Source organism: Microbacterium sp. NPDC090281 (assembly GCF_044769635.1).
In the GTDB taxonomy this organism is placed as follows: domain Bacteria; phylum Actinomycetota; class Actinomycetes; order Actinomycetales; family Microbacteriaceae; genus Microbacterium.
Map to the genome: position 1 here is coordinate 819,919 of NZ_JBIVYH010000002.1, position 26,794 is coordinate 846,712.

Sequence of the window (26,794 nt, forward strand, 5' to 3'; positions counted from 1 at the left end):
CCTTCTGTGTGATGAGTCTGTGCGGGATGCCGAGGTCAACGGGCCCGCGGTGCGGGGGCGTCGAGGTCGGTCGAACCGCCGGGGAAGAGCGTCCACGCGAAGTCGTGCAGGCGCCCGGGGGTGGGGTCGGTCTCGAGGGCGCGGTCGACGATGATGCGCGCCTGTCGCTCGTAGAAGTCGGTCGGACCGACGGTCGTGAGGGTGGGCGCGATCAGGCGGGCGTCCGGGGTGTTGCCGACGCCCACCACCGCGACATCGTGCGGCACCCTGAGGCCGAGCATGTGCGCGGCGTTGATCGCGGCGATGGCGGCGAAGTCGGTCGTGGCGTACACCGCTCGGGGCCGGTTCTCGCCCGACAGCAGCTCGACCGCGGCGGTGAAGGCGCTCGCCTGGGTGTCGGCGTACGTCACCGTCCAGCTCGGGTCGGGCTCGATGCCGGCGGCCGCCAGCTTCTCGACGTAGGGCGTGTAGCGCGTGACCTGCTCGCCGGCGAGGCGCACGGCTCCCTCTGCGGCGATGCATCCGATCGCGCTGTGCCTCTCCAGCAGGTGATCCATCGCGATCTCGCATCCGGGGATCGCGTCGGAGCGGATCACATCGAAGCCCTCGGGCTCGAGGTGCTCGGAGAACACGACGAGGCGCTGTCCACGGCGCACGAGGTCGGCGAGGTTCTGCCGCGCCGCATCGTCGAGCCCCACACCGTCGAGGTAAGCCACATCGCTCTCGACCCGGTCGAGGGCGGCGTGCCAGTCACCGTCGGCGAGGATCAGCGTGGTGAGCCCGTGCTTGTTTGCCTCGGCGTTCACCGCATCGGCGACGGCAAGTGACCACGGGTCACTGAGCATGTGCAGCGACAACTGCACCATGCCGCTGCGTCCGGTGCGGATCGCGCGCGCCGCGCTGTTCGGCCGGTAATTCAACTCGTCAGCGGCTGCCAGCACACGCGCGGCCGTGGCCTCGGCGACCCCGGCACCTGATGCCGCACCCGCCCGCCCGGAGAACACGTACGAGACGGTCGCCGTCGACACGCCGGCCCGTTCGGCCACCATGCGCAGGGTGGGGCGCCGGGGCACCTGGTGCTCGCTCTTCGCCATGACTCAGCCCTTCGATCCGCTGAAGGCGATGCCCTGGATGAACTGCCGCTGCAGGACCATGAAGGTCACCAGCATCGGCAGCGTCGCCAGCAGCGCGCCCGCCATCAGCACCGGGTAGTCGGTGCCGTGGATGCCGACCAGCTGCGAGAGCCCGACCGACAGCGGCATCTTCGCGGGGTCGGTCGTCACGATCAACGGCCAGAGCAGATCGTTCCAGGACCACAGCACGGTGAACACCACAAGTGCGATGATGCCAGGCTTCGCGAGTGGAACCATGATCCGCCAGAAGGTCTGCCACGGATTGGCTCCGTCGATGCGGGCGGCCTCCTCGAGTTCGGCGGGCATCGACATGAAGAACTGCCGCATCAGGAAGGTGCCGAACGCGCTGAAGATGCCGGGGACGATGAGCGCCTGCAGCGTGTTCAGCCAGCCGAGCGACTGGATGATCTCGTACTGCGGCAGCAGGTAGAGCTGCGAGGGCACCATGAGCACCGACAGGAACACCACGAACAGGGCGTTGCGGCCGGGGAACGGGATGCGTGCGAACGCGTAGCCCGCCATGGTGCACAGCACCACCTGGCCGACCGTGCGTCCGACCGTGAGCCAGACGGAGTTCAAGAACATCTGCGCGAACGGCATCGAGTCGAACACCTCGGCGAAGTTCGTGAACACCCACTCGCGCGGCAGGAACGACGGCGGCACCTGCACAGAGTCGGAGAGCGTCTTGAACGAGGTCAGCAGCTGCCAGACGAAGGGGAAGACCATCAGCACCGCACCGAGGGCGAGCACGAGATGCACGATCCAGAGTCCGCGGTTCTTCGGCTTCCCCGCCCTCGTGCCGGAGCGGCCGGCCGGGGCGCCGACCACGGCGCGCGTGTCGAGCGAGACGTCACTCATAGTGCACCCACTTCTTCTGCAGACGGAACTGCACGACTGTGAGGATCAGGATGATCACGAGCAGCAGGAAGGCGATGGCGGCCGCATAGCCGCGATCGTTGTCGAGGAAGCCCGCTTCGTAGAAGAGATAGACGACCGTGCGAGTGTTCGGCATCGCGGGGTTGCTGCGGCCGAGCATCATGTAGATGAGGTCGAACACCTGCAACGCACCGATCACGCTGATCACGCTGACGAAGAAGATCGACGGCGACAACAGGGGGATCGTGATGGAGAAGAACTTGCGCACGGGGCCCGCGCCGTCGAGGTCGGCGGCCTCCATGATCGTGTCGGGGATGCCCTGGAGCCCGGCGAGGAAGATGACGATGTTGGTGCCGAGGCCTGCCCAGATGCCGACGACGGCGATCGCGATCAGTGCGGTGTTCGGGTCGGTGAGCCAGCTGCGGCCGTCGATTCCGATCGCACCGAGTGCGGCGTTGAGCACCCCGTAGTCGCCGTTGTAGATCATGCGCCAGACCAGTGCGATCGCGGCGGGCATGGTGACGACGGGGATGAAGTAGAGCGTGCGGTAGGCGCTGCGGCCTTTGAGCCCTGCGGTGTTCAACAGAGCGGCGATCCCGACCGCGAGCGGGATGCCGATGAGGGCGATGATCGTGTAGATCGCGGTGTTGCGGAGGGCCCCGATCAACTCCGGGTCCTGGAACAGGCGCGTGTAGTTCTCGATGCCGACCCACTCGGATCCGCCGAACGGGCCGGACTTCGTGAACGAGATGATGAGGGTGCGGACGGTCGGCCAGAGGTAGAAGACGGCGATGCCCAGTGCGGTCGGTCCGAGGAAGACCAGCGCCCACAAGGGTGAGGCTCCTGGACTCCGCCGGCGGCGACGGATGCCGGGGCTCTTCGCCTCCGGCATCCGCTCCGCCGTCTCGACCGCGCGCGGCGCGATGACGGTCATGCGATCACTCCTGCTCGGCGTCCAGTGCCGCCTGCATCTGGTCGGCGAGGTCCTGGAGGCCGTCCTTCGGGGCAACCGCTCCCGACCACACCTGGGAGAGCACCTCGCTCTCGATGCTCGTCCACGCCGAGGTGTTCTTCGACACCGGGTACGGCACGGCACCCTCGAGCGCGTCGATGTAGACCTGCAGGTCGTACTGCGGCAGAGCATCGACCCATTCCTGCTGCGTGCCGTCGAATGCGGGGATCACGGTGCCGGTCTCGGCCTGGATCTTCGCTGCCTGCTCGCCTGAGGCGAACTCGGCGAATTCCTTGGCCTCGGCGAGGTGCGCACTCTTCGCGTTGGCGACGTTTCCGACGCCGTGGATCACGCTCTGGTTGCCCTCTGCTCCCGCGGGAAGCGGGGCCACGTCGACGCTGCCGCCGATGTCGGCGTTGTCGGCGTAGGCGATGGCCGCCCACGACCCGTTCTGGAACATGGCGACCTTGCCGGAGAGGAAGAAGTCCTCGGGGTTGGTGTCGGTCATCTGCTGCGCCGTAGGCGAGGAGCCTGCCGCGATCAGGTCGGTCCACAGCTCGATGCCGGCGAGCGCCTCGGGCGAACCGTATCCGCTCTTCGTGCCGTCGGCGGAGATCACCTCACCGCCCGCCTGAGCGATCGAGTTGTAGAAGTTCTCCTGGCCGTACTGGCTGGCCGCCACCCCGAACTGCCCCTTCGAGGGGTCGGTGAGCTTCGCGGCTGCCGCGGTGAAGTCGTCCCACGTCCAGTCCGCGGAGGGGTATTCCACCCCGGCCGCGTCGAACAGCGCCTTGTTGTACCAGAGGGCGACGGTGTCGAAGTCCTTCGGAGCGCCGTAGAGCTTTCCGTCGTAGGTGTACAGGTCGATCAGGCCCTGCGGGTAGTCGGCGGCATCGATCCCGCCGTCATCGAGCGGCGCGAGCTGCCCGTTGGAGGCGTACAGCTGGAAGTTCGGGCCGTTCATCCAGAAGACGTCTGCCGCCGAGCCGCCGGTCGCGGCGGTCTGCAGCTTGGTGAAGTACTCCTTGTACGGGGTGACCTGGATGTCGATCGTGACGTTCGGGTTCTCCTTCGTGAACGCCGCGGCGATGTCTTCCATCGCCGGCTTCTGGTTCTCGTCCCAGATGGCGTAGCTGAGGGTGACGTCGCCGTCGGAGCTGCCGCCGCCCGTCGAGGAGGAGCAGGCGCTGAGGGCGAGGACGGCGACCGCTGATGCGGCGAGTGCGCCGAGAGCGCGGCGGGTCGTACGGGGCATCGGTGTCTCCTTCGACAGGTGCACGAGTGCGGGATTTCGAGTGTTAATCGTTTAGCGTTAATCGATTAGCAAGGAGAGTAACCCGAGAGACTCGCTTCTCGCAACCCCGATTACAGGACGGAGCCGAGAGCCAGGCCGAGCCCCACCGCGAACAGACCGAGCAGCAGCATCCCGATCGCGTTGAACGCCGACGCCGGGCGCTCTCCGTCACGCCACAGCGCCACCGTGTCGAGCATCGCCGTACTGAACGTCGTGTACCCGCCCAGCAGCCCCGCCCCCAGCAGGAAGGCGGCATCCGGCAGCGCGGTCGTCACGATTCCGAGCGCGAACGAGCCCGTGAGGTTCACCAGCAGGATCCCCCAGGGGAAGCGGCGGCCTGCAAAGCGGGCGACCCCGAGATCGACGAGGTATCGCAGCACCGCACCGAGCCCGCCGGCGAGCGCGGCACCGAGGAACAGCAGCGGGCTCACGATGCTCCTCCGGTCCGGGGTCGACCGAGACGCAGCCCCAGGGCAGCGGCACCGAGTCCGAGCACGAGGCTTCCGGCGGCATAAGCGGCGGCGAGCAGCGGGGCGTCCGCCCACAGGCTGAGCGTGCCGGTCATGAACGCGCTGTAGGTCGTGAAGCCGCCGAGCACCCCGGTGCCGAGCATCAGCCGCAGCTCCGCGGTGGCGGGAAGACGCGCGGCCAGCACCCCGATCAGCAACGCGCCGAGGAGATTGGCCACGAGCACCGCGAGCGGGAACCCTCCGACATCAGGGAGCGCGAGCCCCAGGCCGAGCCTGGCCGCCGTGCCGATCGTGCCACCGACGGCGACGAGGAGGATACGGCGGAGGCTCACGTCCGCCACTGTAGTCGCCTGCTGGCAGTGCGCCGTGCGGATGTCAAGGCAGTGGATACCTGGTGGCGAACGGCGTTGACTGACGACATGAATCCCCTGTGGAAGCACGACCGGACCCTGCCCGGCGGATCGCCGTTCGAACCGGGCGCCCACCACGACGTCGTCATCGTCGGAGCCGGCATCACCGGCCTCTCGACCGCGGTGATGCTCACGAGGGCAGGTCTCGACGTGGCCGTGATCGATGCGGGCGGCATCGCCGAACTCGCGACGGGTGCGAACACAGGCAAGCTGTCGCTCCTGCAGGGCGGGCAGCTCGCAAAGATCCGCAGCCACCACCCGGCCTCGCTCGTGAGGGCGTACGTCGATGCCAACCGCTCGGGGATGGAGTGGCTGCTCGCGTTCGCCGAGCTCGCGGGGGTTCCGTTCACCCGCCACACCGACCACTCCTACGCCCAGGGCCCTGAGGGACTCGGCGCCGTGGAGGACCAGCACGCGGCCGCGCGCGAGGCCGGACTGCCGTCGAGGATGCTGTCGCCCACCGCGTCTCCGTCGACTCCGTTCCCGGTGGCGGCGGCCGTCGCCCTCGATGACCAGGTCGCGATCGACCCCGTCTCCGTCGCCGTCGCACTGACCGACGAGCTGCTCACTGCGGGAGGCACGCTGCACACCGGAGTCAGAGCGACGGAGACGCATGCACTCGCCGGCCGCGTGGACACCACGTCCGGCCCGCTCTTCGCCGACCACATCGTGCTCGCGACGGGCACTCCGATCACAGACCGCGGACTCTACTTCGCCAAGACACGGGGACTGCGGTCGTACTGCGTGTCGTTCCGGGTGCCGGGCGACGTTCCAGAAGGCACGTTCCTCTCGGTCGACGGCCCGACGCGCTCCCTCCGCCCCGTGACCGACGCAGACGGCCCCGGTGGTGACGCGCAGCTCGTGGTCGGCGGCAACGGCCACCCGGTCGGCCGGTCCGACAGCGAGACGGCTGCGGTCGACGACCTCGTCGCCTGGACGCAGCTGCACTTCCCCGGCGCCGAGGAGACGCATCGGTGGTCGGCACAGGACTACGAATCGCACGACCTCATCCCGTTCGTCGGCGCGATGCCCCGGGGCCTCGGTCGCATCCGCTTCGCGACGGGCTACGGCAAGTGGGGACTGTCGAACGCCCCGGCGGCCGCGCAGCGCCTCACCTCCGAGATCCTCGGCACTCCCCGACGGGATCGCCCGACCTGGATCACCACGATCGGCACGCGCCTGACGGTTCCCGCCGACCTTGCACGCGGGGCCGTGGAGGGCGGCAAGGTCGCGACTGCGCTCGCTTCCGGATGGGTGGACGCAGAGCGCCGCGGCACGCCGGTTCCGCAGCCCGCCGAGGGAGAAGGCGTGGTGGCGAACCGGGCAGGACGACCGGTTGCGATCTCGACAGTGGGCGGTGTCACCCGCGCGGTGAGTGCGGTGTGCACACACCTGGGCGGGGTGCTCACCTGGAACGACGCGGAGTGCTCGTGGGACTGCCCGCTGCACGCCTCGCGCTTCGGGCCGGACGGCACGCGCATCGAGGGCCCGGCGCTTCGGGACCTCACTCCCCTTTCGCCGGCGGACCCGGAGTGATGTCGCCCTGGGGCGGACCGGCATCCCACCCCGACTGCGGCGTCTCACCGTTCTCGCGGAACACGTACTGCGAGACGAGCTTGCGCTGACTGCTCGACCAGTCGATCGCGGGACGACGCTGCTCCGGCGGCAGGTAGCCCAGCCGGTAGACGGCCATGAGCTCGAGGTCGTCTGGCACGCGCAGCAGCTGCACGATCTCGTCCCAGCGCCCCGGCACCTCCATCGGGAACGAGATGAACTGGATGCCCATGCCGAGTTCGACCGTGCTGAGCCAGACGTTCTCCATGGCCGCGCCCATGCTGAACACCGAGTAGAACGATGAGAGCTGCCCCGGCCGATACTCGCTGCGGTCGAGCATCACACCCAGCAGCAGCGGCGACCCCGCGACGAGCTTCCGGTTCTCGCCGCCCAGGGTCTTCGGCACTCCGAAGGTGTTCATGAGCGTCTGCCCGCGCTTGGTGAACACCTGGCTCGTGAACGGGCGGAGCGCCGCGGGCAGCTTGTCGAACAGCATCCCGCTGCGCTTCTCGTCCATCTCGGCCTGACTGAAGCGGAAGTACGGCTTGTAACGCTCGAAGAAGGTGCCGTTCGACATCGCCTCCGTCATGCTCTCGCCCGAGATGCGGGCGATCTGCTCGATCGTGTCGCGGTTCTCGATCACGACGAACCGCCAGGGCTGACTGTTCAACTGCGACGGCGCGCGCCCTGCGGCCTCGAGGAGGATGCGCTGATGATCCTCCGAGACGGGGTCGGGCAGGAAGGCACCGTTGGTTGTCTTGCGGCGGCGGATGGCGTCGAGCAGTTCCATGCGTTTCACTTCCGGTCGGCAGCGGATCGCGAGAGCACCAGCCCCGCGACGATGAAGGGGGCTGCGGCGAGCGCGACCAGCGGATGCCGCCGGCTGTGGGTGCCGAGGTAGGGGATCGCCGCGAGCGGTGCGGCGGCGGGGAGCAGTGCCACGGCGGCGTGACGGCCGGCGGTGCGGGGCCCTCGGGACCAGCCCGCCACGACAGCGAAGGCCGAGGTCGCGCACGTCGCGATATACAGCGCGTGGTGCAGCCAGCGGAAGCGGCTGGTGTCGATCAGGCGCGCGGCGACCGATGCACCGAGCGCGCAGTTCACGGCATACGCGGTGGCGGCAGCGGCGAACAGCGCAGTCGCTCCCGTGTCGTCGCGACGTCTCATGGCATGACCCTACGCCCGCCCCCTCGGCCGAGGACTCCCCCTTGCAGGCGAACGCGTCGGTCGGGTAAGACGCAGCCCACGAACGCGAACGGCCCCTTCGGGTGCGAGAGTCACACCCGAAGGGGCCGTCAGAACGCGAGTCGAGCTACAGGTTGCCCTCCGCGTAGACGCGAAGCGCGTCGCGGACGAACTCCGCACCGTGTGTGCCGCCGGACGACGTCGCGTAGTTCGCGCCGAAGCGCGGATCCGCGACGTACATCTCGCCGAGACCGATGACGTACGCCTTGACGTCGCCACCGGAGACTGCTGCGGGAGTACCGGGGATGCCCGTGAGCCACTCGACGTGACGTCGCGCGATCTCCTGGGCCTCGGTGGAAGCCGGGTCGATGCCGCTCTCCGCGGCGGCGATCCAGTCGCGCCCGAGGTCGGACACGCGCTGCTGCCATTCGGCGCGCTGGGCATCGGTCATCCCGCGCCACCAGCTGTCGCTGTCGGCGTAGGCCTTCTTTCCCCAGCGCTGCTCGACCTCCTCCTTGTGTGTGGTGTGGTCGAAGCCGTCGAACATGTTCTCTGCCATGAGGTTCTCACCTCCTCTCAATGCCGTGATGGTGGATTCGACCGACGCGATCTGACGCGCCAGCCTGGTCTGCTCCTCGCGCAGCAGCGCGAGATGGGTTTCGAGCGCCGATGACTCGCTCACGGCGGCATCGCGGTCGCGCGAAGAACCCAGCACGTCGGCGATCTGAGGCAGTCCGAGCCCGAGCTCCCTCAGCAGCAGGATGCGCTGCAGGCGCACGAGCGCCTGCCCGTCGTAGTGCCGGTAGCCGTTGCTCGCGATGCGTGACGGCGGCAGCAGACCGATGTCGTCGTAGTGCCGCAGCGTGCGGCTCGTCGTGCCGGCGAGGCGGGCGATCTCCTGGATCGACCAGTCACTCGTCTCCATCGCTCCTCCTTCTCGTCGTGGTCGTGCGGTGATGTCTTGAACTCTAGAAGTTGACGTTGCGTCAAGGTCAAGAACTCTCAGCGAACGCTCACCCTGAACTCTTGGCAGCATCGAGATATATCGTGTTATCGTTGCAACACACGATATATCGTGACCACCGACACAGGAGAAGCACACATGACCGAGAAGTGGCTCATCGCCCCCGGCGAGGAACGCGTCATCGACATCGAATCCGTCACCCGCCTCAAGGTGGGCCTGGTCGGCGGACAGGTCGACATCATCGCCCACGACGAACCGGGCATCCGCATCGAGGTGCACGGCGTCACAGCCAAAGACCTGCGCATCGAGTCCCACGACGGCGAGGTCGAGATCGACCACCCGCAGCTCGGCTGGGACAACTTCCTCGAGGTGTTCCGCAACTTCGGCTCCGGCGGCCCCCGCGCCGAGGTGAGCGTCGCGGTACCCCGTGCGATCGCCCTGAACCTCGGCGTCGTCAGCGCCGGGGCACTGGTCTCCGGACTCCGCAACGACGCCCGCCTCAACACCGTGTCCGGCGACATCATCGTCGACACGCTGATCGGCGACCTGACCGTCAACTCCGTCTCGGGCGACGTGCAGGTGCGCGGCCTCACCGGCTCGATCACCGCCAACAGCGTCTCGGGCGACGTGGCTGTCACGGGCGCCGTCCGCCGCGCGACCGTCGACATCGTCTCCGGCGCCACCCTGGTGGATGCAGCAGGAGATGTGAACACCATCAACGTCAACTCGGTCTCGGGCGGCACCACCGTGCGCCTCGACGAGTCGCTCGCCGCGAACTACGTGATCCGCTCCCTGACCGGCCGGCTGCTGATCGACGGCATCGAGCGCAACTCAACCGGCCCCAGCAATTACACCGGTACGACGGGAGAGCTCGCCGGACGCTTCGTCGACCTGCGCGCGAACTCCGTCTCCGGTGGGGTCACGGTCCTCCGCCGCACCCCCGCATCGATCACGGAAGACGCGGAGTGGGAAGCATGAGCCCCGCAGTCTTCTCTCACGGCGACCTGCGCCTGTACCTGCTGTCACTCCTCGCCGAGGCGCCGCAGCACGGCTACGGCATCATCCAGTCGCTCACCGATCGCACGGGAGGCACGTACACACCCAGCGCCGGAACCATCTACCCGCGGCTCGCGAAGCTCGAGGAGGAGGGCCTGGTCTCCAAGACGGTCGACGGCCGCACCACGATCTATGCGATCACCGAGGCCGGTCGGGCCGAGCTCGCATCGCGCGAGGGCGACCTCGCCGGTATCGAGGCGGGGCTCACCGACTCCGTAAGACTGATCGCGAGCGAGGTCCGGCAGAGCGTGCAGGACGCGATGAAGAGCCTTCGCGCCGACCTCGCAGCAGCAGAGAAGGGCGAGCGCACCGCGGCGAAGAACCGTCCTCGCACGGCGACCGACGATTCCCGCCTCGTCAGCCGTGAGGAGATGCACCGCGCGGATGCCGTGATCAACGCCTTCCGCGCCAGGGTGCGCACCGACCTGCGTACCCACATCGCGAAGGGCGGCATCCTCACGCCGGCTGTCGTCACCGAACTCGAGACGACTCTCGACACGGCCGCCCGCGGCGTGACGGTCGCCCTGAGCACACCCAGATCGTGACCTCCCGGGAGTGACCCATAGAAGAGGCCCCGTCGGCGAACTGCCGACGGGGCCTCTTCTGCGTTCGGGGATCGGCTGCTACTGCTCCGGCCAGATCTCCTTCTGCTCGTCGGGCACAGGCTCGCCCAGCGGCACCACCAGGATCGAACGATGCTGTCGGTGCGCAAGCCGCGCCGCGACCGACCCGGTGAAGAACTCCCTGATCGACTCGCCGATACCGCGCTTGCGGGTGCCGACGACGATCAGCTGGGCATCGAGCTTGTGGGCGAGCTGCTTGATCGCCAGCGCCGGATCCCCGACGAGCTGACGCGCGGTCCAGGTGACGTCGGTCCCGGCCAGCATCTTCGCCGCCGCAGCCTCGACGGCCTCGAACTCCGCAGCGCCGGCATCGAAGTTGATGTCGATCGGAGCCGAATGGACGTAGCCGTCCGGGTCTTCGTACGTCACGAAACGAGTGACGTCGACATGCGCCACCACGAGCGGCGCACTCAGCAATCGCGCATAGCGCACAGCCTCGTCGATCACGTGTCGATCCTGGTCCAACTGCATGCCGACGATGACGGCCTTCTGCAGCGCCGCGTTCTGTGCGGCCTCATCGGACGGAGTGGAGGTGTTCTCGGTCATGAAGATCGTTCCCTTCACCAGCCTGGCTTCAGCCAGAGGGTCTTACCCGCGTGCTATTCTGAATGCTACTCTTACCGGCTTCTCGCCGGTGTCGTGAATGCCTCGGGTCTCACAGCCCGCAGCTTAACTCGTGAGGGGGTCTCGCGCATGGGCCGTGGCCGTCAGAAGGCGAAACACACCAAGATCGCCCGCGAACTCAAGGCGTACAGTCCGTCGGTGAACTACTCAGCGCTCGAGCGCGAGCTGGGTCACCCGACCGACGAAGACGCCTATGTCGACAAATGGGCCGACGAGTACGAGGACGAAGACGAAGACGAGCTAGAGAAGGCCTGACCGCCTGACCTGCTTCGTGACACCCGCACTACGTGCGGGTGTTTCGTCGTGCCCGGATGAGGATCCCCGTCAGGGATGCCGGATCCTCATCCGTCATGAGCGAGCATCAGCAGCTGAGAGGATCTCCTCATGGCTCGTGTCGTCGCCCTCTACCGCCACCCGATCAAGGGGCTCACACCCGAGCGTCGCGATTCGCTCACGGTGCAGCCCGACGGCAGGATCGCCGGCGACCGGGTCCTGGCATTCCGATTCGCGGATGCCGTGGAGCCTGAGAACCGCGACGGCTTCGACTACTGGCCGAAGGCCAAGGGCCTCGCCCTCCAGGATTTCCCCGCGCTCGCTGCGCTGCACACGAGCTACGACGACCGGGCACGGCGGATCCGCATCGAACATGCCGGTGCTGTGCTCGTGGAAGCGGTGCTCGACGCCGACGGGCGCGACGAGCTGACGGAAGCCGTCACCGAGTTCGTCCTCGCAACCCCCGAAGGACGACGTCTTCGGCGTCCCGGCCGACTCCCCCTCGTACTCGTCGGCGACGGGGAGACCGCCCGATTCCAGGATCGTTCCCGCGGATACGTCTCGGTGCACGGTCGAGGCAGCGTGCGCGCATTGGGCGAAGCCCTCGGGATGAAGATCGATGACCGGCGATTCCGCTCCAACGTGGTGGTCGACGGCGTGGCCCCCTGGAACGAACTCACCTGGACCGGCGACGTTCGCATCGGCGAGCTGGAGTTCCGAGCAGCCGGCCCCATCGTGCGATGTCTCGCGACCCACGCGAACCCCGACACCGGTGTACGGGACGCGAAGGTGCTCACGACCCTCACCGGAGCTCTCGCGCAGCAGGAGCCGACTCTCGGACGCCTCCTGCTCCCCGGCTGGGCATCGGAAGATGGCAGCGGCCGACAGCACGGCGGCACGATTCGTGTCGACGACGAAGTCCACGCACACTGACCACGCCCTCCGACCGCGGACATCGCAATGTCAGCGCTCCCTTTGCCTGCCGCCGATGCGGCTGAGTCGTCGTATCCTCAGGCTTGTGAGCGCAAACATTTTCTGATTTGATGTGGATGTGATCGACGATGCTTCGGCGTCATCCCCCGCACAGGACGATCCGCAGGAACATGACCTCAAAGAGGAGAACAGCATGGCAATCACCCCTCGCTTCACCCGTACCGCCGCAATCGTCGCGGTCGGCGCGGTGTCGGCCTTCGGCCTCGCGGCCTGCTCATCCGGTGACTCCGGTGACAGCGGAGCCAGCGGCGAACCCATCACGATCGAGTACCTGCACCGTCTCCCCGACGGCGAGGGCATGACCCCGGCCTCCGAGATCGTCGATCGCTGGAATGCGGAGCACCCCGACATCCAGGTGAAGGCGACGAAGTTCGACGGCAAGTCGAGCGACATGATCCTCAAGCTCGAGACCGACGTGAAAGCCGGCAACGGACCCTGCCTCGCGCAGACGGGCTACTCCGAGGTCCCCCAGCTGTTCGTCAAGGGGCTGCTGCAGGATGTCGCGGACGAGGCCAAGAAGTACGAGGACGACTTCTCGGCCGGAGCCTTCAGCGGCATGAAGGTCGGCGACGCGATCGTGGGCCTTCCGCAGGACACCGGCCCCCTCGTGTACTTCTACAACGAGGCCGAGTTCCAGGCGCTGGGCCTGGATGTGCCGAAGACACTCGATGACCTCACGGCCGACTCCGCCACTGCAGCCGCCGCCGGCAAGTACGTGACCGCCTTCACGCCCGACGAAGCGCAGAACTGGCTCTCCGCCCAGTCCGCGGCTGCGGGCGACACCTGGTTCACCACCGAGGGCGACGAGTGGAAGGTCGACGCCGAGGGCGCAGGCTCCGAACGAGTCGCCGGGTTCTGGCAGGGCCTCCTCGACAACAAGCAGACTCTCGCGACCGAGCGCTGGGGTGAGGGCTTCACCGCCGCACTCAACGACGGCAGCCTCATCGGCCACGTCGGTGCCGCATGGGAGGCCGGTTTCCTCCTCGACTCACTCGACGGCACTCCGGCCGAGGGACAGTGGCGCGTCGCCCAGCTCCCCGATCTCGGCGCCGGCGCCATGAGCGGCCCCGACGGCGGCTCCGGCGTCTCGGTGATGAAGGACTGCAAGTACCCCGCCGAGGCGATGGAGTTCAACGACTGGTTCAACACGCAGGTCGACGACCTCGCCTCACAGGGCCTCGTCGTCGCCGCCAAGGGCGACGTGGAGACCCCCGAGAAGATGCTCCGCCAGTTCGGCGGACAGGATGTGCTCGCCGAGCTCGGCACGGCGACCGAGAACCTGAACCCGGACTTCCCCTACGCACCGGGCTTCTCGACGCTGTCGAAGATGAATGAGACCGCCGCAGGCGCCGTCGCCGGTACCGCAACGGTCGCCGACATCTTCACCACCGCACAGGACACCGCAGTGGCCTCTCTGAAGGACCTCGGCCTCCCGGTCGCAGAGTGAGTCGACGAGAAGGCATCATCGGATGATCGACGGCGGAGTGCACGCGCAATCGTGCACTCCGCCGTCGTCGTGATAGATCGAGAGGCGACACCATGGTCACAGTGACCGAAACGCGGGGCGCGGTGCCTGCACCGGCACCGCGCATCCCGGCGGATCCCACCCGGAGGCGCCGGTTCGGCACGCGACATGAGGGCCTCACGGGCTGGCTTTTCATGGCGCCGTTCGCCGTGCTGTTCATCGTGGTCTTCCTCGTGCCGATCATCGTGTCGGTACGGTCCTCGTTCTTCGCGCAGGTTCCTGCGGGCGACGGCCTCTACGGCGGCGGCGAGCTCGTCGACACGTTCGTCGGTCTCGAGAACTTCGTCATGGCCGCTACCAACGGAGCCTTCTGGACCGGGATGGGACGCGTAGTCCTCTACGCCGCGTTGCAGATCCCGGTGATGATCGTCGTCGCCCTCGGACTCGCCCTGCTGCTGGACTCGTTCATCGTGCGCCGCCCGACGCTCTTCCGGCTCTCCTTCTTCCTCCCCTACGCGGTCCCCGGCATCATCGCGGCCATGATGTGGCTCTACCTCTACACGCCGGAGGTGTCGCCCTTCCTGCCGTTCCTCCCCGAGGGCACCGACTTCATGGCGCCGGGGACGATCCTCTTCTCGATGGCGAACATGACGACCTGGACCTACACGGGCTACAACATGCTCATCTTCCTCTCGGCGCTGCAGGCCGTGCCCCGCGACCTGTACGAGGCCGCCCGCCTCGACGGAGCATCCGGCTTCCAGATCTCGATGCGCATCAAGGTGCCCCTGGTGCGGGGTGCGGCTCTCCTCGCCGTGCTGCTCTCGATCATCGGCACCATCCAGCTGTTCAACGAGCCGGTGGTCCTGCAGGCCGCGAACTCCTGGATGGGCAAGGACTTCACTCCGATGATGCTCACCTACAACACGATGATGGGCGAGATCTCGCCGTCCGGCAGCGGCCCGGCATCCGCATACTCCCTGCTCATGGCTCTGATCGCCGGAGTGCTCGCGATCGTTTACGCGCTGCTGCAGCGACGAAAGGGCGACGCATGACCACCACGCGCCTCATCACCACCGAGTCATCCACGCGTCGACGCCCCCGTCGTCCGCGCGATGTGGATGCTCCGCCGCCCTCGATCGCACCGAGCCCGCTCACGCGTGTGTTCGGGATCATCGCACTGGTCGTGGCGACGCTGTACTTCCTCGTGCCGGTGTACTGGTTGATCGTCGCATCGACGAAGAACAACACCGACCTCACGTCGACCTTCGGCTTCTGGTTCGCCGACTGGAACCTCGACACCAACTACGACAGCCTGATGAACTGGACCCAGGGACTGTTCTGGCGGTGGGTCGGAAACTCGATGCTGTACTCCGTGAGTGCAGGTGTCATCGGCACTCTGTTCGCGGTGATGGCCGGCTACGCGATCGCGAAGTTCGCGTTCCCCGGCAAGAAGATCGCGGTCGGGGTGATCATGGCAGGTCTCCTGCTCCCCGTGGCCCTGCTGACGGTACCGCTGTACATCGAGTTCCAGGCCCTGGGGCTGACGAACACGATGTGGGCGATCATCATCCCCTCGGCCGTGTCTCCGTTCGGCGTCTTCCTCGGCATGGTCTACGCCCAGTCCTCTGTGCCGACCGAGCTGTTGGAGGCCGCCCGCATCGACGGCGCCGGGGAGGCACGCATCTTCTTCACGATCGTGATGCGTCTGCTCGGCCCCGCGATGGTGACGATCTTCCTGTTCATCTTCGTGGCGACGTGGAACAACTTCCTGCTGCCGCTCATGATGATCTCGAGTCAGGATCTGAAGCCCGTGACCCTCGGCCTCTACGGCATGGTGAGCTACTTCGCCCCGGACAAGGGCGCGGTCATGCTCGGCGCCCTGCTCGGAGTCATCCCGCTCGTGCTGTTGTTCTTCGCCCTGCAGAAGTACTGGCGTTCCGGCCTCGCCGCCGGCGCCGTGAAGGGCTGATCCCGTCAGCCTGAAGTGACAGGCACCTCGACTGCGCAGTGACCGGAGGCTGCACGCGCGAGCCTTCGGTCATGCGTGATCAGTGGACACCCGAACACACTCGCAAGCGCGACATAGGCCGCGTCGTAGGCCGTCACATTCTGGCGGAGCGCCAGGATGCGCGGAATGAGCGGCAGCGTGGGATGCAGCTCGACGCGTAGCCGGGCGAGGTCGACGGCTGCGGCCTCGAGCGCGGCATCGGTCAGTCCACCCCCTAGGTTCAAGCCGCGCAGCGCGGACGCGACCTCGACGGGCAGCAGGTCAGGCGCGAGCAGCACTTCGTCGGTCAGGCGCCGATGGAGGGCAGCGGTGGAACCGACATTGCAGACGACGTCGACCACGATGGATGCGTCGACGACGATCATCGATCGGCTCGCCCCTCCCGGATCGCCGCGACGATCGCCTCCGGCGAGATGGCCGGCGAGACAGGTCGCTCCGCGAGCGCGGCCAAGAGTTCCGGAACAGTGGGGCGGGACGCGATGAGCGCCAGCTCAGACGTCAGGTACTGCTGTAGTGACTGCCCGCGTGACTCCGCGCGTGCCGCAAGGACCGAGTGGATGCTCGGATCGAGGTCGCGGATCAGCACGTTGGGCATGCTTACAGTATGCATGCGTTCCTTTCGCTCGGCTACGGGAACCATCTTGATTCCTCACGCGTTCTCGCCGCACAGCGCGAACACAGGGCACCGAAGGATCGGGAGAACCCGATACCGACCCCTGTCGTGCAGGGAAGCCGCTTCCGCCGCACAGCACGAAACGGCCCGGAGGGGATGAGCCTCCGGGCCGTTCGTGTCAGTGCGGTCAGATGTGGCGGCGCCTGCGCAGCCAGAGCGCCAGGCCGAGGCCCATCGCGGCAAGCGCCGCGAACGCCGCCCCCGCCCAGATCGCTCCGTCAGCACCGGTCGTCGCGAGGTTTCCACCGCTGACGCTTCCGACCGCCGCGGTGACTGCGAGGTCGCCCCGAGCCAGCTCGACGCCCTGGGCATCAGTCGCGACGAGGGCGTGTGCTCCAGCCGGCGTCGCCGCAGGGATCGTGACCGTGGCCACCGCATCGCCCTCGGCCGACACCGTCACCTCGCCGATGCGCACCGGCTCGGAGTGCAGCCAGAGCTGCACCAGGGCGTCAGGCTCGAAACCGCTCAGTTGCACGGTCACGCTCGCTCCGGCGACGACCGAACCGATGGATGCCGTGACGGTCGCCTCCTTCCCCGGCTTCGCCTTCTTGACCTTCAACGGTGCGCTGGCGAGCTCGGCGCCAGCCGAGTCCTGCACGATGACGCGGTGCTTTCCGACCGCGGCGTTCGCCGGGATCAGCAGTCGCGTCGTCAGGGAGCCCTTCGCATCGACCGCGGCATCCGTCAGCTTGACGTTGTCGAGCCAGACCGAAACCGTCGAGCGCGGCGCGAAGCCCGTGAGCACCGTGCCGACGGTCTCACCGGCACGCACCGAATCCGAGTCGAGTCCGAGCTTCGGATCCGTCACCGGGTTGCACTCGCTCAGGTCGTCGGCCGGTCGTGTCTTCGGCGCGCTGCCGCTCTTCGGCGACGACGTGCCGTAGATCGCCATCTCGGCGACGGCCGCGAACTGCGTGCCCGAGATCGACGATGTGGCCGTGACCCGGACATACCGAGCCGTGGTCGCCGCGAAGTCCACGTCCTGCCACTCCGGGACGTTCTTCCATTCACCGGTGGTGACGGGCGTGAACGTCTGCCCGTCGGTCGACACCGCTACCTCGTACCCCTTGATCGGGCCGTTCTGGTTGGCTCCGCGGCGCAGGTACGAGATACCGTCGATCTCCTGGGCAGCGCCGAGGTCGAACGTCATCACATGCGGGTACGACGTCGCCGCCGAACTCCACCGGCTGTGCCAGAACGTGCCGGCGTCGCCGTCGAGCATGTTCGCGGCCGCACCGTCTTCGCCTTCCGTCTCCTCGGAGCTCGCCGTCACGGAGATCTGCGCGTTGGGGATGCGGGCCCGCGAGGACACCGACACCTCCTGCGTCGTGCCGACCGTGCGCACATCGCAGTCCGCGAGGTAGGTCGCCGCGATCCCGATGCCGACCGTCGCGCCCGCAGCCGCCGCCGGCGCGGTGACCAGCCAGGTGGTCTTCACGCTGTCGCCGGCCGCGACCTCATCGAACAGGTTCGACGAGCCGTCGGCGACCTCGACCAGATACCCCTCCGGTACCTCGAGCTGCACACCGATGTTGTCGACGGAGATCGACTCGCTGTTGGTGAAGGTGGTCGTGAATGCGGTCTGTGCACCGGGGCTCAGGACGCCTGCGTCGCCGGACACCGTCGCGCAGGGCGTGCCGCCCGTCGTCGGGCCGAGGTCGGTGACGGTGAAGTCATCGAGTATGAAGTCGACCTCCGGTCCGCCGACACGCTCGAGTCCCACCCAGGTGTAGTCGCCGCACCCGACGATCACGTCCTGCGAGAACTCTGCCGTCTCGTGCGCCTGCGCGATCCCGGTGCGGCTGAGCGTTGTCGATGTGACCTTGCCACCCGCCACGGCATCGGTGCCGGTCAGCCAGCGATACGCCCCGCTCGCCCCGACCTGGTAGTCGAACCCGATGCGGTAGGAGTGTCCTGCCTGCAGCGGCACGAGCGTGGGGTCGGTGCGGTAGACGACCCCGTTGTTCTCGGAGTGCGACATCAGCGAGTGGTCGCCGTTGAGCGTCGTGTCCACCGCGAGCCCGGCGAGGGGCCCCGCATCGAACGGCTTGGCGGTGTTGCGCCAGTCGCTGCTCGTGTACGGGTCGTGACGGCGCGAGATGCTCGTGCGCGGATCTTCGACACCGCCGGCGTCGCCCTTCACGAACGGTCCCCAGCCCGCCTCGTTGCCCTCGAAGTCGTTCGAGTACACCGTGCCGGCCGCGAACGGCGACGTGGTGTCGGCCGAGACGCGGGCGTTGTCGATGCGGACCTTCGCGTCACCCGCGACGGCACCGACCGACACGGTGACCTCACCGGAGGCCGGTGCGAGGAACGACGTCGAGCCGCGTTGGTAGTACTGGCCCGCCTTGGAGTCGGCCCGCATGTAGTTGTACGTCGGCGAGAGGTTCCACGTGCGGGTCACCGCGCCGGAGCCGGTGTCGACCGAGACGCTCACGTCGCGGGTCGCCGTGGGATCGATCTGCACCTGTGCCGAGAACGCGTACCGCTGCCCGGGGGTGAGCCCGGTCACGGTCTGCGAGATCGACGAAGCGGCCGCCCCGAGCACGGCGATGTTGTCGCCACGGGACTCGTTCTTCGCACTGCCGAAGTCGGTGCGCTCGATCGTCACATCGCCCTGGGGGTTCCAGGCGTCGAGCGAACCGGAGTTGAACCCCGGGTCGTCGAGGCCGGCGTCGTGATACTCGACGGCTGCGCGCTGTGCGCCGCCTTGCGGAACCACGACGTACGCCGCGCCCTTGTCACCGCTGAGCGTGAGCTCGCCGTCGGTCGCATTCACCGTGCCGATCTTGACGCGGCCCTGGTCGCCGAGCTTGAAGACATCGAAGGCGGTGTTGCCGCGGAAGGCGTCGGTGAGACCGAACGTCTTCTCGCCACCGGATGCGGAATAGAAGTACATCTTGTCGGCGTCGACCGGCGAGCCTGCGTCCTGATTCGACGCCAGCGACTGCCACGGCAGCAGATACGAGTCGCCTCGCAGCACCGTCGCCCCGTCCATCGTGACGACCCTGGTGGTCCCGTCCATGCGGACCGCCACGTCGTCCGTCAGCGTCGCCGCGGTGCCTGCCTCGTAGGTGAGCAGATCGAAGTGCTGCAGGAACTTGGTCGGCAGACTCTGCTTCCAGATGTTGTCGACGAAGCTGTCCCAGTTGCGGTTGCCCTGCCAACCCTCGGCGTCGATCAGCCGCTGCTGGCCGAGCAGAGGGTCGTCGTTCCAGACGTCGGCCTGACCGTTCTGGATGAAGCGCACCATCGTGGAGTTGATGCCCTTGTTGTCCTTGCCGCCGTAGGCCAGATCGTTGGGCCAGTGCGACCAGACCGTGCTGTCGACGAACTTGTCGCCCCATTCGGTCGCGACCTCGAGGTCCATGCCGTTCAGCTCGTCGGCGAGCTCTTCGGCGACCCAGCCGTTGGAGTAGTAGACGTCGATGTAGACGCCGCTGAGGCCGGGAACCTCATCGCGCAGCTGCTGGAAGCGGTCGAGCACGCGGCCCGTGCCGAGGTCGGCCTGCTGGTTGATGTAGTACGACTGGTCGAGCCAGTTCCAGCCCGGCTTGTACGGGGCCGTGCCGTCGATGATCGCGGGGTCGAAGGCGTTGGCCTGCGGATACATCTCGGTGGCGTTGACGTGCACGCTCATGTCGGCGTTGAGCTTGGCGCCTTCGTCGACGAGGTTGTTGAGGTCGGTGAGACCGCCGGCGCGCTCGTTGTAGTTTCCGCCGTAGTCGGTGTTCGCGGAGTCGTGGCCTTCGCTGCCGTAGCCCTTGTTGAGCACCCACTGGCCGAGACCGTCGGTCTGGTTCGCGATGCGCTTGGTGTTGTCGAGCGTGAGGTCGAAGTAGTTCGTCGCACTGGAGGCGAAGTTGAACGGGATGCGGCTGACCACGCGCTCGGCGACCCGGTCGGCGCCGAGCCGCGGGGTGTCGACCTCGCGATAGCGGATCGCCGCATCCTGCCAGTCGACCTTCGCGTCGCCGTTGCGGTCGGCGGCGAGCAGCACCGTGACCTTCGGCAGCGCGTATGTGGTCACCCGGTCATCGACGGCGGTGGTCGGATGGATCAGCCAGGTGCTGGAGCCGATCTCGGCCGTGCGCCCTGCCGCCTCGGTCACGCGCGTGGTCAGGCGACCGTTCCACGATGCGGTGCCGCCGGAGGCCTGTGTGGTCGCGTTGGTGATCACACTGCCCACGAGCGAGCCGTTGCCGAGGAACGCGAAGGCCGCCCCCTTCTGACCGGTCGCCGTCGCGCCGTTCACGGCGATGTGCTCGTCTGCGTTCTTCGTGCTGTCCGGGCTGATCACGGTGCGGTCGAGCGCCGACCCCGCATCTGCGGCACTCGCGGAGAGGAACGCGTTGTCAGGCAGGCCGAGGGTGGTCACGGTCGCCGTGCCGTCGACGGCGGTGACCTCGAACCCGACGGTCCCGTCCTTCGCGACGCGGATGCTGCTGCGCACGGTGACGTCGATCCCCTTCAGCTTCGACACGTAGTCGACTCCTGTGGCCGAGGGCGTCGAAGTGGTCTCCGCCGCGTAGGCCGTACCGTTCACCGACCAGGTCTTCGCCGAGGTGCGCTGTCCGGCGATCTTCTCGCCGCCCACCTGGTAGCCGGTGATCCGAGGGAACTCGGTCGAGACGAAGGCGGTCGTACCGCCGTCGGTGATCTCTACGGTCTCATCGGTATCCGGAACCTCCGGCTCGGTGACGATCGGCGGGAGCTCCTCGTCGGAGAAGACCTCGATCTCTCCCGCGCCGGCGCCGTTGCCTGCCATGTCCTGCGCGTCGACGATCAACAGTGCGACGTAGCGGCCCTCCTTCGCCGTGTCCAGGCTGATTCGCTGCTTCTCTCCGTTGGCCGTCGGCGCATGCAGAGTCGCCGTCGCCGCCGCTGCTCCCCAACCACCATCGGCAGGAGAGAGGGCTGCGGCCTGTGCGTCATCGGTGACGTAGACCTCGACGGTCTTCGCGTCGATCCGCTGGCCGACCTTGCCCGAATAGTCGAGAGCCTTCACCGAGAGGGCGCGTTGCAGGTCGATGGAGACCCAATGCGGGAATGGATCCTTCTGCGTGTAGCGGGACACCCATTGGGTGCCGTAGTCGCCGTCGAAGGCAGCAAGCGCCGTGCCGTCGAGCGCCGGTGGCGCGGGGTAGGGATCCGATTCGCTCGATACCCCGTGCAGCCGGTAGTCGGTCTTGGGGACGGAGATCAGGTCGGCTGCCTGCGCGGATGGCGCCTGGGCGAACACGCCGCCGAACGCGAGCGCCGTCACCAGCAGCGAGCTGACGGCGACGGCGGTGCGGGGCGGTCGGGAAGGTTTCGACACGTCTTGCCTCTCGATCGGAGCGTCGACCGGGAGGAAGACGCCCCGATGCGCCGCAGATGGATGACATCGGCTCTCACCAATGTTTGCGCTATCACAATAGGCATGTGAAGAGCGGTATATCAAGCGTTTGCTGATAGCGAGCGCAAACATTGGCCAAAAGTAGCCCCGCTCAAACGAGAAGAGCCGTCCCGCACACGAAGTGCAGGACGGCTCTCGCGGCATCCTGGATCAGGAGCCGATGAACTCCTCGGTCTCGCCGAAGGACGGCTGTTCGCGGATCTCGACCGTCGGACCGAGACCGTCGGTGTCGAGCACCACGATCTCGTTGCGCCCGGCCTTCCACAGCGGCGCCGGCGCATAGAGCGTCTCCTGCGGTCCGACCTTCCAGTACCGACCGAGGAGGAAGCCGTTCAGCCAGACCATGCCCTTAGATCCGCCGGGGAAGGCGAGCCAGGCGTCGAGCGGCTCGACGATGTCGAGCGAGGCGACGGCGACGCCGTCGGCGGCCTCAGCGGCCGACCCGGAGGCCGGATCCGGAGCGTCCTGCGGAACCAGGCGATGCGTCCATCCGTTGACCAGCCGCCGACCGATCATCACGCCACGCATGATGCCCTTGCCCTCGCCCGTGTACGGACCGTAGTTGATGCGCCCGAGGCTCTCGACGACGATGGCGAGCCGGCCCGCTCCCCCGTCGGCAGGCATCGCGAGAGACGTCTCGCCGTCGCGCTCGAGCACTCCGAGAGCCTGGCTGTCGAGGAACACCACGGCACGGTCGTGCAGCCCGTCGATCATGAGCATCGCGTCGGCGGGGAAGGACACATCCGCCTCGTAGGCGACCAGGCCGTCTTCGGCGCCGAGCTCTTCGAACGTGCGCGGTCTAGGCGAGACGTCGCCGGTCACCGGGAGAGCAGCGATCAACTCCAGCAGAGAGGCGCGCGGGGTGAGTGCCGCGGACGCCGCGGCCTGTCGCCGCGGGGATGCGGGGACGGGTGGGAGCTCGCGCGCATGGAACGGCGCGAACATCGCGCGCAGTGCGTGGAACTTCTCATTGAGCGTGCCGTCTTCACCGATGGGCGCATCCGAGTCGTAGCTGGTGACGGTCGGCTGCAGCACCTGGTCGTGGTTCGCACCGTTCCAGAGGCCGAAGTTGGTGCCACCATGCGCCATGTAAAGGCTCACGGATCCGCCGGCAGCCAGCAGCTCCTCGATCGTGCCCCCGGTGCTCGCGGGTGAGCGCACGTGGTGCCGCTCGCCCCAGTGGTCGAACCAGCCGCCCCACAGCTCGCTGCACATGAGCGCATCGCCCTCGCGTCGCAGTTCCACGGCCCTCGCGACACCTGTGCCGAAGGTGAACGTCGCCATGGCACCTGGCACACTGCCGTGCTCGATCATGTCACCCGTGATGCCGTCGGCGGTCGTGAGCATCTCGACCATTCCACGTGCACGGAGACCGTCGCGCAGGTGGGCGAGGTAGCCGGCGTCGCTGGCGAATGAGCCGTACTCGTTCTCGATCTGGACCGCGACGATCGGTCCGCCATGCGAGGCCTGGAGAGGGACGAGCCGGGGGATCAGCTCGTCGTACCAGACGTCGACCGCGGCCAGGAAGTCCGGATCGCTGGTGCGCAGCGCGGCGACGCGCCCCGACAGCCAGAACGGGATGCCGCCGTTGGACCACTCCGCGCAGATGTAGGGACTGGGCCGGAGGAACACATCGAGTCCGATGTCGCCGGCGAGGCGGATGAAGCGCTCGAGGTCGCGCCAGCCGTCGAAGCGCACGTCGCCCTCGACGCGCTCGTGGAAGTTCCATGCGACATACGTGTCGACCGTGTTCGCGCCCATCGCGGCGAGCCTGCGCAGGCGGTCTTCCCACTGGTCGGGGTGCACCCGGAAGTAGTGGATCGAGCCCGCGAGGATGCGGTGCGAGACACCGTCGCGGAGGATCTCTCCATCGCGCCAGGTCAGGGTGGGCGCGCCGATCGGCGACGCGGCGGCCGAGGCGTCGACGGCAACGGAAGAGCCGTCGAAAGCCGAGGCGAGAAGGTCAGGCATAGCGCTCCAAGCACGAGTGTTTGCGTTCACATTATCGCATCACACGACTCGCCGCCTCCTGGATTTACGCCGATTGATCGCTACCATTGAGCACATGTCACCTCGTCGCCCGAGAGACGACCGCGCCCCCAGCCAGGTCGATGTCGCCCAGCTCGCCGGAGTCTCCACGCAGACCGTCTCGCGCGTCATGTCCGGGCAGGACAACGTGCGTCCGGATACCGCCAGACGAGTGCTCGCCGCGGTCGAAGAGCTCGGCTACCGCGTGCACGCCGCCGCCGCCTCTCTCGCCTCCGGCCGCACCCGCGTGCTGGGCGTGATCGTGGTCTCGACCGACCGGTACTCCTCGGCCGCGCTCGGCGTCGGCATCCAGCAGGCGGCCGCGGCGAACGGATACACCGTGTCGACGGCGGCCGTGGCCGACCATGCGTCGGCCGAGGCGTTCCTGGAGGCCTTCGACCGCCTGGAGCGTCAGGGAGCCGAAGGCATCATCCTCGGTGTGCCGGTCGAGCTCGAGAGCCCGGCGATGCGGGCGCGCACCGAACGCACCCCCGCGACCCGCAGCGAGCGCACCTCCCTCGACGAAGACGCTCCACTCGCCGTCGACCAGCGTGCGATCGCCCGTCTCGCCGTCGAGCACCTGCTCGACCTCGGGCACAAGACCGTATGGCATGTCTCGGGCGACGACTACTGGACCGAGACGCAGCAGCGCAGCGAGGCCTGGGAGCAGACGCTCCGCGACCGCGGAATCGTGCCCCCGCCGCTGATCCCCGCCGACTGGACGCCCGAGTCGGGCTACCGCGCCGGTCGCACGATCGCGGCCATCCCCGAGGCCACCGCCGTGTTCGTCAGCAGCGACGAGATGGCATTCGGCCTGATCCGCGCGCTGCACGAGGCCGGTCGCAGCGTTCCCGACGACGTCTCGGTGGTGAGCGTCGACGACATCGCCCTCGCCGCCTACGCCTCCCCCGCACTCACGACGGTCCGCCAGCCCTTCGAGGCGATGGGCCGCGCGGCTGCACTCCGGGTGATCGCGCAGATCGAGGGACACGATGCGGTCGGCGAGATGCCCTCCACCGATCCTCAGCTCATCGTGCGCTCGTCGACCGCACCGCCGCGCTCCGCGCGGTAGCCCTCACCCGCCCCACACCGCCCGGGCGCCGGCCTCGCCGATGAGCACGACCATGACCGTGCTCCCCGCGCCGCTCACCACGGCCAGTACGGCCAGGATCATGCGCGCCGTCTTGCGAGGCCCCTCGCCGAAGCGGTACCAGCACCACTGCACCGCGGCGACGACGAACATCGCCAGCACCCACGGCCACAGGAGCCCGCCGAGAGCCGCGTGATGAACGACGGCCGGCACCGGTCCGACCTGCTGCGCCAGTGCTTGACCGGCGAGCATGGTGATGGGCACGAGCACCAGCACGACCAGCGCGGCGATCGGCGTGACGATGCCGAGCCTCTTGCGCGCTGCGGGGAGGAGGGCGCCGAGGATAAGTGCCAGCGCGGTGAGCGGCACGAGGATGACCACCGCGTGCACGATGAGCGGATGCAGCGGGAGGCCGGCGATCTCGAAGAGGTCCATACTCAGGACACGGGATGACATCGCGCGAGGTTCAGATGAACTTCTCGCGGCCCTGTCTCGTGTCTTCGGAGAGGAACCGAAGGAGGTGGCGGATGCCGAAGGATGATGCGGCACGACTGGGCGCACTCTACGACGCGCATGCCGCGCCGATCTGGCGCTACGTCGTGCACCTCACCGGAGATCGGGCGGGAGCCGACGACGTGGTCCAGGAGACCCTGCTGCGCGCCTGGCGGACCCCGCGCATCCTCGCCGACGATCCGGAGTCGACCCGTTCCTGGATGTACACCGTCGCTCGCCACCTGGTGGTGGACGAGGTGCGCAGTGCCCACCATCGCCGGGAGATCACGACAGACGAACCTCCCGAGTCCGCCGTGCGAGACGCCACCGACGCGATCTTCGATGCGATCCTCATCGAGGAGGCACTCTCTGCCCTCTCCGAGGCGCATCGCGAGGTCGTGGTCCGCGCGTACTACCGAGGCCTCACCGTGTCGGAGATCTCCGACGAGCTGACGATCCCCGAGGGAACCGTGAAGTCGAGGCTGCACTATGGCCTGCGCGCCCTCCGACTCGGGCTGCAGGAGAAGGGAGTGACGCGATGAACGCCGACCACGCGCGCTATGCCGACTGGGACGCCGCCTACGTGCTCGGAGCTCTCAGCGCCGCCGACCGCGCCGAGTACGAAGCGCATCTCGCGCAGTGCACCGAGTGCCGTACCGCCATCGCGGAGATCGCACCGATGCCCGGCCTGCTCTCCCGCGTCACCCCAGAGCGGGCGGAATCGCTGCTGCGGGCACCGGATGCCGAGACTCCGACCCCCGAGCACCGCGCTCGAGTGCTCTCCCTCGCCACCGAGCGCGCCCGCCGCCGTCGTCGCGCGTGGATCGCGGGCATCGCCGCGGCCGCGGCGATCGTCGTCGCCGCCGTGGCGGTGCCCGTGATCGCTACCCAGCTGCGTCCACCGTCGACCACGATCGCACTCGAGCAGCTTCGAGACGCGCCATTGACTGCCTCCGTCAGTCTCACCGATGTCGCCTGGGGCACCCGACTCGACATGATCTGCGACTACGGCAGCGAAGGCGACGCTCCCGCTGACGGGTGGGCGTACGCACTGGTGGTGGTGAGCGACGACGGCACCGAGAGCGTGCTGTCGACCTGGCGGGCGCACCCGGGCACCACCGCGCGCCTAAGCGCCGGCACCGAGCTGCCGGCATCCGATATCGCCGCCGTCGAGATCCGTGCCGTCGACTCCGGAACGGTGCTGATGCGCTCCTCGCTCGACGGATCGTGAAC

26 protein-coding genes are annotated in these 26,794 nt (G+C 67.9%); 11 read left to right on the forward strand and 15 right to left on the reverse strand.

Going from position 1 to position 26,794, the window contains the following annotated elements; all coding sequences use genetic code 11:
- Positions 1 to 35 precede the first annotated feature (35 nt).
- The 6 genes from ACIQTX_RS18055 to ACIQTX_RS18080 form a co-directional block, all read right to left on the reverse strand.
- Positions 36 to 1,094 carry a LacI family DNA-binding transcriptional regulator gene (locus tag ACIQTX_RS18055; protein ID WP_402974808.1) on the reverse strand — a complete coding sequence of 353 codons (1,059 nt, stop codon included), beginning with the start codon at positions 1,092 to 1,094 and terminating at the stop codon, positions 36 to 38.
- 3 nt (positions 1,095 to 1,097) lie between these two features.
- A complete protein-coding gene (locus ACIQTX_RS18060; RefSeq protein ID WP_402974811.1) occupies positions 1,098 to 1,991 on the reverse strand; it encodes a carbohydrate ABC transporter permease in 894 nt (297 codons plus the stop codon).
- The gene (locus ACIQTX_RS18065; protein WP_402974814.1) at positions 1,984 to 2,943 is read right to left on the reverse strand and encodes a carbohydrate ABC transporter permease; all 960 of its coding nucleotides are present in this window, start codon (positions 2,941 to 2,943) and stop codon (positions 1,984 to 1,986) included. Before ACIQTX_RS18065 ends, ACIQTX_RS18060 begins: the two co-directional genes overlap by 8 nt.
- A 4-nt stretch (positions 2,944 to 2,947) precedes the next feature.
- Entirely contained in the window at positions 2,948 to 4,216 is a 1,269-nt protein-coding gene (locus ACIQTX_RS18070; protein WP_402974817.1) for an ABC transporter substrate-binding protein, read from the reverse strand.
- 110 nt (positions 4,217 to 4,326) lie between these two features.
- Positions 4,327 to 4,686: a fluoride efflux transporter FluC gene (locus tag ACIQTX_RS18075; RefSeq protein WP_402974820.1), complete on the reverse strand. Its 360-nt coding sequence runs from the start codon at positions 4,684 to 4,686 to the stop codon at positions 4,327 to 4,329.
- Positions 4,683 to 5,057, reverse strand: a complete 375-nt coding sequence (locus tag ACIQTX_RS18080) for a fluoride efflux transporter FluC (protein ID WP_402974823.1) — start codon at positions 5,055 to 5,057, stop codon at positions 4,683 to 4,685. The genes ACIQTX_RS18075 and ACIQTX_RS18080 overlap by 4 nt, the downstream gene beginning before the upstream one ends.
- A gap of 87 nt (positions 5,058 to 5,144) precedes the next feature.
- Here ACIQTX_RS18080 and ACIQTX_RS18085 point away from each other — a divergent pair, with 87 nt between their 5' ends.
- Entirely contained in the window at positions 5,145 to 6,671 is a 1,527-nt protein-coding gene (locus tag ACIQTX_RS18085; protein ID WP_402974826.1) for an FAD-dependent oxidoreductase, read from the forward strand.
- On the opposite strand, the gene ACIQTX_RS18090 is transcribed toward ACIQTX_RS18085, so the two are convergent.
- The 3 genes from ACIQTX_RS18090 to ACIQTX_RS18100 all read right to left on the reverse strand — a co-directional run bounded on the left by ACIQTX_RS18090 (position 6,640) and on the right by ACIQTX_RS18100 (position 8,799).
- Positions 6,640 to 7,479, reverse strand: a complete 840-nt coding sequence (locus ACIQTX_RS18090) for a nitroreductase family protein (RefSeq protein ID WP_402974829.1) — start codon at positions 7,477 to 7,479, stop codon at positions 6,640 to 6,642. The genes ACIQTX_RS18085 and ACIQTX_RS18090 overlap by 32 nt on opposite strands.
- Before the next feature lie 5 nt (positions 7,480 to 7,484).
- Positions 7,485 to 7,856 carry a hypothetical protein gene (locus tag ACIQTX_RS18095; protein ID WP_402974832.1) on the reverse strand — a complete coding sequence of 124 codons (372 nt, stop codon included), beginning with the start codon at positions 7,854 to 7,856 and terminating at the stop codon, positions 7,485 to 7,487.
- Between the two features lie 145 nt (positions 7,857 to 8,001).
- Complete coding sequence (locus tag ACIQTX_RS18100) at positions 8,002 to 8,799, reverse strand: MerR family transcriptional regulator (RefSeq protein ID WP_402974835.1); 798 nt, start codon at positions 8,797 to 8,799, stop codon at positions 8,002 to 8,004.
- A gap of 177 nt (positions 8,800 to 8,976) precedes the next feature.
- On the opposite strand from ACIQTX_RS18100, the gene ACIQTX_RS18105 reads away from it, so the two are divergent.
- Both ACIQTX_RS18105 and ACIQTX_RS18110 read left to right on the forward strand, forming a co-directional pair.
- Positions 8,977 to 9,816: a DUF4097 family beta strand repeat-containing protein gene (locus tag ACIQTX_RS18105; protein ID WP_028503152.1), complete on the forward strand. Its 840-nt coding sequence runs from the start codon at positions 8,977 to 8,979 to the stop codon at positions 9,814 to 9,816.
- Complete coding sequence (locus ACIQTX_RS18110; RefSeq protein ID WP_028503151.1) at positions 9,813 to 10,439, forward strand: PadR family transcriptional regulator; 627 nt, start codon at positions 9,813 to 9,815, stop codon at positions 10,437 to 10,439. The genes ACIQTX_RS18105 and ACIQTX_RS18110 overlap by 4 nt, the downstream gene beginning before the upstream one ends.
- 78 nt (positions 10,440 to 10,517) lie before the next feature.
- Here ACIQTX_RS18110 and ACIQTX_RS18115 read toward each other — a convergent pair whose 3' ends face one another.
- Positions 10,518 to 11,063 (reverse strand): universal stress protein, encoded by a 546-nt coding sequence (locus tag ACIQTX_RS18115; RefSeq protein WP_402974839.1) that lies wholly within the window; start codon positions 11,061 to 11,063, stop codon positions 10,518 to 10,520.
- A gap of 147 nt (positions 11,064 to 11,210) precedes the next feature.
- Here ACIQTX_RS18115 and ACIQTX_RS18120 point away from each other — a divergent pair, with 147 nt between their 5' ends.
- The 5 genes from ACIQTX_RS18120 to ACIQTX_RS18140 all read left to right on the forward strand — a co-directional run bounded on the left by ACIQTX_RS18120 (position 11,211) and on the right by ACIQTX_RS18140 (position 15,841).
- Positions 11,211 to 11,396, forward strand: a complete 186-nt coding sequence (locus ACIQTX_RS18120; RefSeq protein WP_028503149.1) for a DUF3073 domain-containing protein — start codon at positions 11,211 to 11,213, stop codon at positions 11,394 to 11,396.
- A 129-nt stretch (positions 11,397 to 11,525) separates the two neighbouring features.
- Entirely contained in the window at positions 11,526 to 12,347 is an 822-nt protein-coding gene (locus ACIQTX_RS18125; protein WP_402974842.1) for an MOSC domain-containing protein, read from the forward strand.
- A gap of 193 nt (positions 12,348 to 12,540) precedes the next feature.
- Positions 12,541 to 13,854 (forward strand): extracellular solute-binding protein, encoded by a 1,314-nt coding sequence (locus ACIQTX_RS18130; protein WP_036274517.1) that lies wholly within the window; start codon positions 12,541 to 12,543, stop codon positions 13,852 to 13,854.
- A gap of 92 nt (positions 13,855 to 13,946) precedes the next feature.
- A complete protein-coding gene (locus tag ACIQTX_RS18135; protein ID WP_028503146.1) occupies positions 13,947 to 14,924 on the forward strand; it encodes a carbohydrate ABC transporter permease in 978 nt (325 codons plus the stop codon).
- Entirely contained in the window at positions 14,921 to 15,841 is a 921-nt protein-coding gene (locus tag ACIQTX_RS18140; protein ID WP_402974847.1) for a carbohydrate ABC transporter permease, read from the forward strand. The genes ACIQTX_RS18135 and ACIQTX_RS18140 overlap by 4 nt, the downstream gene beginning before the upstream one ends.
- Before the next feature lie 5 nt (positions 15,842 to 15,846).
- Here ACIQTX_RS18140 and ACIQTX_RS18145 read toward each other — a convergent pair whose 3' ends face one another.
- The 4 genes from ACIQTX_RS18145 to ACIQTX_RS18160 all read right to left on the reverse strand — a co-directional run bounded on the left by ACIQTX_RS18145 (position 15,847) and on the right by ACIQTX_RS18160 (position 23,922).
- Entirely contained in the window at positions 15,847 to 16,245 is a 399-nt protein-coding gene (locus ACIQTX_RS18145; RefSeq protein WP_402974850.1) for a type II toxin-antitoxin system VapC family toxin, read from the reverse strand.
- Positions 16,242 to 16,475 carry a FitA-like ribbon-helix-helix domain-containing protein gene (locus tag ACIQTX_RS18150; RefSeq protein ID WP_155946126.1) on the reverse strand — a complete coding sequence of 78 codons (234 nt, stop codon included), beginning with the start codon at positions 16,473 to 16,475 and terminating at the stop codon, positions 16,242 to 16,244. The genes ACIQTX_RS18145 and ACIQTX_RS18150 overlap by 4 nt, the downstream gene beginning before the upstream one ends.
- Positions 16,476 to 16,680: 205 nt before the next feature.
- Positions 16,681 to 21,873 (reverse strand): endo-alpha-N-acetylgalactosaminidase family protein, encoded by a 5,193-nt coding sequence (locus ACIQTX_RS18155; protein ID WP_402974854.1) that lies wholly within the window; start codon positions 21,871 to 21,873, stop codon positions 16,681 to 16,683.
- 228 nt (positions 21,874 to 22,101) lie between these two features.
- Entirely contained in the window at positions 22,102 to 23,922 is a 1,821-nt protein-coding gene (locus ACIQTX_RS18160) for a beta-galactosidase family protein (RefSeq protein WP_402974857.1), read from the reverse strand.
- Between the two features lie 94 nt (positions 23,923 to 24,016).
- Between ACIQTX_RS18160 and ACIQTX_RS18165 the strand changes: the two genes are divergently transcribed.
- Positions 24,017 to 25,051: a substrate-binding domain-containing protein gene (locus tag ACIQTX_RS18165; RefSeq protein WP_028503141.1), complete on the forward strand. Its 1,035-nt coding sequence runs from the start codon at positions 24,017 to 24,019 to the stop codon at positions 25,049 to 25,051.
- A gap of 3 nt (positions 25,052 to 25,054) precedes the next feature.
- Here the strand turns inward: ACIQTX_RS18165 and ACIQTX_RS18170 are convergent, their stop codons facing one another.
- Entirely contained in the window at positions 25,055 to 25,525 is a 471-nt protein-coding gene (locus tag ACIQTX_RS18170) for a DUF2231 domain-containing protein (RefSeq protein ID WP_402974862.1), read from the reverse strand.
- A gap of 71 nt (positions 25,526 to 25,596) precedes the next feature.
- Between ACIQTX_RS18170 and ACIQTX_RS18175 the strand changes: the two genes are divergently transcribed.
- Together ACIQTX_RS18175 and ACIQTX_RS18180 are read left to right on the forward strand one after the other, a co-directional pair.
- Entirely contained in the window at positions 25,597 to 26,103 is a 507-nt protein-coding gene (locus tag ACIQTX_RS18175; protein WP_105527732.1) for a sigma-70 family RNA polymerase sigma factor, read from the forward strand.
- Positions 26,100 to 26,792, forward strand: a complete 693-nt coding sequence (locus ACIQTX_RS18180; RefSeq protein ID WP_402974865.1) for a zf-HC2 domain-containing protein — start codon at positions 26,100 to 26,102, stop codon at positions 26,790 to 26,792. Before ACIQTX_RS18175 ends, ACIQTX_RS18180 begins: the two co-directional genes overlap by 4 nt.
- Positions 26,793 to 26,794: the final 2 nt, after the last annotated feature.